6 protein-coding genes are annotated in these 6,173 nt (G+C 67.7%); all 6 read right to left on the minus strand.

Features of this window, described 5'->3' with window-relative positions; all coding sequences use genetic code 11:
• Positions 1–201: 201 nt before the first annotated feature.
• On the minus strand, positions 202–975 hold the full coding sequence (locus tag MJ785_RS18885; protein WP_239346937.1) for an ISAs1 family transposase: 774 nt from the start codon (positions 973–975) through the stop codon (positions 202–204).
• 266 nt (positions 976–1,241) lie between these two features.
• A complete protein-coding gene (locus MJ785_RS18890; protein ID WP_239382072.1) occupies positions 1,242–2,831 on the minus strand; it encodes an ATP-binding protein in 1,590 nt (529 codons plus the stop codon).
• A 43-nt stretch (positions 2,832–2,874) separates the two neighbouring features.
• The gene (locus tag MJ785_RS22385) at positions 2,875–3,117 is read right to left on the minus strand and encodes a hypothetical protein (protein WP_370651741.1); all 243 of its coding nucleotides are present in this window, start codon (positions 3,115–3,117) and stop codon (positions 2,875–2,877) included.
• Positions 3,118–3,488: 371 nt separating this feature from the next.
• Positions 3,489–4,307 carry a MerR family transcriptional regulator gene (locus MJ785_RS18895; protein WP_239377694.1) on the minus strand — a complete coding sequence of 273 codons (819 nt, stop codon included), beginning with the start codon at positions 4,305–4,307 and terminating at the stop codon, positions 3,489–3,491.
• Between the two features lie 12 nt (positions 4,308–4,319).
• Positions 4,320–5,114, minus strand: a complete 795-nt coding sequence (locus MJ785_RS18900; protein ID WP_239382074.1) for an ABC transporter permease — start codon at positions 5,112–5,114, stop codon at positions 4,320–4,322.
• Complete coding sequence (locus MJ785_RS18905) at positions 5,111–6,067, minus strand: ABC transporter ATP-binding protein (protein WP_239382076.1); 957 nt, start codon at positions 6,065–6,067, stop codon at positions 5,111–5,113. Before MJ785_RS18905 ends, MJ785_RS18900 begins: the two co-directional genes overlap by 4 nt.
• Positions 6,068–6,173: the final 106 nt, after the last annotated feature.

Genomic DNA, 6,173 nt, shown 5'->3' on the forward strand with positions numbered 1-6,173 from the left:
TCTGCCCCACCTTGCCACCGCCAGAAATCCGACTGAACCATCGCAAAATGAACGAGATGCTCTCTTAGAGTGAGTTTGATCAAGATCTGCTGACCTATCGGAAGTTTTGTCCTCCAGCCCGTCGAGCCGGTTTTGCGCAGATTCGAGGAGGATCACGAGCTTCGTACCCGGTGCGACGGGATACGAAGTACCGTTTTTGTCCTATAAAACCCGTTTGATCGTGAACCGTGTTACTCCCAGTAGCCGAAACATGTTGATCACGAGGTTGGTGATAGCGGCCCACAGCTGGGGGTTGTCGCCGGTACGGAGCAGGGAGGCATCCTCGCGCCAGATGACATCCCGTAGCCAATGTGTGTGCTCGACGGTCCAGTGGCTGCGGACGTGGGCGAGCAGGTCGGCGGGGGTGGCCTCATGAGCGGCGAGGCTGGTGATGGACAGGACAGCCTCGGTCCTGGTCCGCCAGGCGCCGCCGCGCCATTCGGTGACGGAGCGTTCGACGAGCACAGCGCGGGCGGCATCAACCATCCCGTGGCCGGCGGGCATCGGCAGGTGGCGCAGGGTACGGGTCTCGAGCCGGCCATGGCTGTGCTCCTGAGTCGCGGCCGTGACCGGGGTAGTCAGCCAGGGCAGGGCGTCGAGCAGGGCGAACAGGCGGGGCTGGTTACCCCGGACCGGCAGCAGGTAGTGCGCCAGCTTCATCCGGCGCAGGTAGAGGGTGTTCGCCACGTTCGTCTGGAGAGCGTCAGCCGTTATCACCACGTCACGCAGCGGTAGCGGTTCGAGGAGTGAGGCGACGTGCCTGACCTCGGTGGTCGTATTCTCCACCCGCTGTTGGGCGACCAGCATGCGCAGAGCGTGGACGACCGAGCCGAGCAGGTGCACCCTGGGCATCCCGCCGCGTTTCGCGCCGCGGGACTCCTTCCCGTCGACCGCGACGGCCTGCTGGCCGGCCTGGTAGGAGGCCTCGACCCGCACCGCCGGGTCGACGAACGGGTGAGTCGGAGCGAGCCGGACACGGCCGTCCGGGTCGGTCTCGCGTAGCGCGTCCGCCCGCGACCGCCGGCACCGCCGCGCTGGCTGAGCCGTTTCGGCGGGCTCGGTGGGTGGCGCCGCGGGTCGGGGTGGGCAGGCCAGGGCCCGCGCGACGGCCCAGCCGGAGATCGCCGCCTCGAACTCGACGACGTCGACGTGTTCGTCGAGCCGGTCGAGGGTCGCCGTCGACAGGACGACGTACTGGCGGGTCAGATACGGACAATCGTGACAGTCCGTCCACTGGGGCTTGTGGCGGTCTCTGAGCCCAGCTTGGTGGCGACGCGTTTGCGTTCGGCGGGTCGCTGGTCAAAGATCACGAGGTGGCCGGCGGAGAGGCCGAGGCGGAGCAGGTAGCAGTCCAACTGGCTGACGCCGGCCTTCGTCGGATCCTTGTCGCCGGGCCGGTGGGTCTTGACCTCGAGAGCTTCGCGCTGGACGGCGGGTCTGCCGTCGGGTTCGGTGTAGGTCCAGCGGATGAGCAGGTCGAGTGCGCCGCGTCCGACGCCGTATTCGCGGTCCACGAAGCCGCTTCCATTGATGGCGCGGTCGAGGTAGCCGAGCAGGGTGACGTGGGGGGTCACTTCGCGGTAGGGCTCGTCGGCTTCGAGGATGTCCTCGGTCCGGTGCCAGAAGTCGGTGAATCGGGTGAGCAGGCCGGGCAGGTCGAGTCGGCCGTCGGGGAGTATGAACGAGCGGGGCCGGGGCGCGCCGAGAATCCCCTCGAAGAGACCGTCGGCAAGGACTCGCGTGATGACGTTCCGGTAGATCGGATTGGCTATTTCGACCGTTGTCGCGGTTCGTCGGATCAGTCCCAGGTCGGTGGTGTAGGCGAGGTCGTCGGCGAACGGGTCGAACCTGACCTGCGTGCCGGCGAGGATGGGCTCGATGATCCGTCTGACGCGGGAGTCACGGAGCTTGTCGAGTAGGGAGTCCAAGTGGGTCTCACGGGCGACCGTGATCCGTTCGGCGGCCTCGTCGACATGCTCGCCTGTGATCGTCACCGTCGTTGGCACCTTGATGCGGTTGACGATCTCGTATGCGAGGGCGTTGACCAACCATGGCTGGCCCATCGTCAGTGCGTAGGCGTACTCGACGGCCTGTGAGGTGAACCGTTGGCCGGTGTCGGTGGTGTGTTGTCCATAGAGGGCGCGGACCTCGTCGATGGTGAAGTCACTCAGCCGCAGCGACGTCACCGCGATGTTGAACGGGCTTGGCGATGTCAGCCTGGTCGGGTCGCCGCCTGCGGCGATCTTGTAGTCGCGGATGTCGCGCAGGCCACAGAGCGCCACGGACGCGGGAAAGCCGGTGGGGCGGTCAGCGAAGCCGTCCCGCAGTTGGCGAAGCACGCTGAGCATCGTGCGCCCCGCGAGAGAGTCGATCTCGTCGAGGAAAAGAACGAGTGGTCGCGGGCAGGCCTCCGCCCAGGCGGCGAATGCGTCCGAGAGGAGCACTTCGTCCCAGCTGTCCGGCCATGGCGGCGGACGCAACTCGGCGGGCAGGTTGGTTCGTGCTGCGCGACGGGCACGGCCGAGGATCGCACGGGTGGCCGCGCCGACGTCATCCGGCCAGGGCTGTCCGGCCTCCATTGACAGCACCACTGCCGCGTGGCGCCCACTCGTGGTCAGTTCGGCGGCTAGTGCCCGTAGCGCCGTTGTCTTGCCCGATTGGCGGGGGGCGTGAATAACAAAATATTTCTTGTCCTCGACGAGATCTGGAACTTCCGGGAGCCGTGCCGGGGCTGGGATCATGTAATGATCGATCGGCACGCACGGTCCAGTCGTGTTGAACGAGCGAGTCATCACCCACCACCCTCCGGTCCGTCGCGCTCCACTGATCGCAACTTTACGGAACCGCGGTGGGCATCGCCTCGCGAGCGGCGAGGACGTGCTCGATTCCGAGCTGCTCCGTCAGGCGCGTCAACGCCGGACGGAGCAGCTGGAGCGGTACTCCTGCGGCTCGGATAGCCGTCAGTACCATCCCCTCGGCCAGCCGATGACGGGCGGCAGATCCGGCGCGTCCCGTGCGCACGGGCGCGATCTTGGCACGGACTAGCCGAACGCCCTTGGGGCTAGCCGGCAGGCGCATCCGGAGACCCGTCCCTCGATCGTCGCAAGTCGGCTATCGAGGTGGCTCACGCGACCGTGAGAGTTCGACACGGCGTCGCAGCGAGCCGGTGCGCTACATGGTGTGGCTGCGTGACGTACGCGACTTTCCGCAAGTTCTGCGACGCTATTTACCATCCGTGTCTGGATGCGACGGTGGGTCGTCCGTATGCGCTGTACGTCCACGGGAACAATGACACAACCGGCGCGGTGTGGGCCCTCGAGCCAACTGTGACCGGCCCGCCCTGGAAGCGTCTACGTAACCCGGTGGCCGTACTTGGCGCCCCGGATGCCGCTACTCACGTTTCGCCACGTCGACGAAGCGGGAGCTGCGGCGCCGGAGCGCAACGATGATCATCCTGGCTGGGATGGTGCGCGGTGGGCGATGGGCCTGCCGGTGGCGCGCTCTGTCGGGCTGATCCGCTCGAGCTTGGTCCAGCCGCGCCAGCCGCGTTCGTGGAGCCGCTCCATGAGCTGACGGGCGATCGGCACCGAGTGGAGGAAGACCGAGTCGAGGAGCTCCGCGAGCGCGTCGGTCATCTCCTGGTTGTGGCTCTCCCATCCCTCGTCCTCGGCGGCTTCGAGAGAGGCGACGAGCCGGTCGGCCACGGCCGCCACCCGCGGGTCGTCCATCTCCCAGTAGATCATCGCGGCGAAATCGCGGTAGAGTGCGACCGTTGCCGGGTCGTCGAGCTGCTGCTTCTTCAGCTTCACATAGGACGACACGTGCTCCGGGAGCTGGGCGGCTACCAGGATCCAGGCGTCCCGCTCGCCCTCGATCATCAGGTCCGGCAATCCGAGTTCGCGCAGCCGGTCGAGGTATGCCACCGCCTCCGGCGGCAGGGCCAGGCTGTCCCCGGCTGCCAGCTGCGCGATCCGCGCGCGGTGCCGTTGCCGCTCCTTGATCTCCGCGCGTAGGCGCCGGTCGATGTCCGCGACGGCCGCGGTGAACTCCCGCTCGCCCGCGGCCAACAGCTCGCGGACGTGCGCGAGCGGCACACCGGCTTCGGCAAGAGTGCGGATCCTGATGAGTTCGACGACGGCATGGGCGTCGTAGCGCCGGTAGCCGGAATGGTCGCGCTCCGGCTCCGGCAGGAGGCCTTTGGCGTGGTAGTGCCGCACCGCGCGCACGGTGACGCCGGCGTACGACGCCAGCTGACTGATCGTGAGCACCGCACCAGTCTCCTATGTCGCGGGCACGCGGAGGAACAGCCGACGTGACCAGAGGTAGCCGAGCAGCGCGATCAGGATGCACCAGCCGATCGCGAGCCACCGGTCGGAGCCTGTCGGAGCGCCCGTGACGAGGGCGCGGAGGGTATTGATCATCGGGGTGAACGGCTGGTGCTCCGCAAACTGGCGCAGCCCGGCCGGCATCGCGTCGGTCGGTACGAAGCCGCTGCTGACGAACGGCAGAATCATCAGGAACAGCGGGGTGTTGCTGGCCGTCTCGACGCTGTCCGCGGCCAGGCCCATGCCGACGGTCAGCCAGGTGAGCGCGAATGCGATGAGAATCAACAGCCCGATCGCGGCGAGCCAGCCGAGCGGACCGGCGTCGGAGCGGAACCCGAGGAGGAAGGCGAACGCCGTCACGATCACCACGGCGCATCCGGTCCTGATGACAGCACCCAGCACGTGACCAGTGAGCACCGACAGCCGGGCGATGTTCATCGTACGGAACCGGGCGATGATCCCGGTGGTCATGTCGGTCGCGGTCGAGATCGCGGTGCCGAGCGCGATGCTGGCGATGGTCATGAACAGGATGCCCGGCATGATGAATGCGAGGTAGTCGCCGCGGTTTCCGCCGCCCTCGTGGCCCGGCAGGCCGGCCCCCAGGGTCCCGCCGAACACGTACACGAACAGCAGCAGGAACAGGATCGGTTGCGCGACCAGCATGATCGACAGCGAAGGGTAGCGGCGGATGTGGCGCAGGTTGCGCCGCAGCATCGTCATCGAGTCACGGACGGTGTAGGTGCCGCTCATGCGGGGATCTCCTCGGCCGCGGACGCCTCGGCCGCGTGGCCGGTGAGCGCGAGGAACACGTCGTCGAGGTCGGCCGAGGTGACCGTCAGGCCGGCGACGCGATCGTCGTCGAGGGTATCGAGCAGGCGGCGCAGCCCGGCGATGCTGCCGTCGCCCGGCAGCCGCAGGGTGAGCGCCTCGGTGTCGGTGCTGGCCTGCGGGTTCACCGACGCCGCGGCGGCCAGCCCCGCGGTGTCGGTGAACCGCACCGACACGCATCCGCCGGGCACCCGCCGTTTCAGTTCCGCGGCCGTGCCCTCGGCGACCAGGCGACCGTTGTCGAGGACGCCGATCCGGTCGGCCAGCTGGTCGGCCTCCTCGAGGTACTGCGTCGTCAGCAGCACCGTCACGCCGTCGGCGACCTGCTCGCGCACGATCGCCCACAGGTTGCGACGGCTGCGCGGGTCGAGACCGGCCGTCGGCTCGTCAAGGAAGATTATTTGAGGCCGGGCGATGAGTGTCATCGCCAGATCCAGCCGTCGTTTCATGCCGCCCGAGTAGGTCTGTGCCCGCCGGTCAGCCGCGTCAGCAAGGTCGAAACGCGTCAGCATCATGGTCACGGCAGCCGTCGCGGCCGCTCGGTCCAGATGCGTCAGGTCGGCCATCAGCCGCAGGTTCTCGCGGCCGGTGAGCAGCGTGTCGATCGCCGAGAACTGCCCGGTGGCACCGATCACGGCACGCACTCCAGCGGGCTCGCGCCGTACGTCGAAGCCGGCGACGCGGATCTCGCCGTCACCGGGGGCCAGCAAGGTGGAGAGGATGTTGACGATGGTCGTCTTGCCGGCGCCGTTGGGCCCGAGGAGCGCGTAGACGGTGCCTTGCGGGACGGTCAGCTCGACGCCGTCCAGCACGGCGTGCTCGCCGTAGGACTTGGTGAGTCCGGCGACCTCGATCGCGGGGTTGGTAGCGGTCATATCGCCATGCTGGAAGCCTGACGTAGGGTCAAGGTCAAGCCGGTTGCCTCAGAAAACCCTTCTGGACAGCTTGACGAGATCCACCGTCGCCCTTCCTCGTGCCGCT

This window comes from Protofrankia sp. CiT1, from assembly GCF_917627335.1.
GTDB lineage: Bacteria > Actinomycetota > Actinomycetes > Frankiales > Frankiaceae > Protofrankia.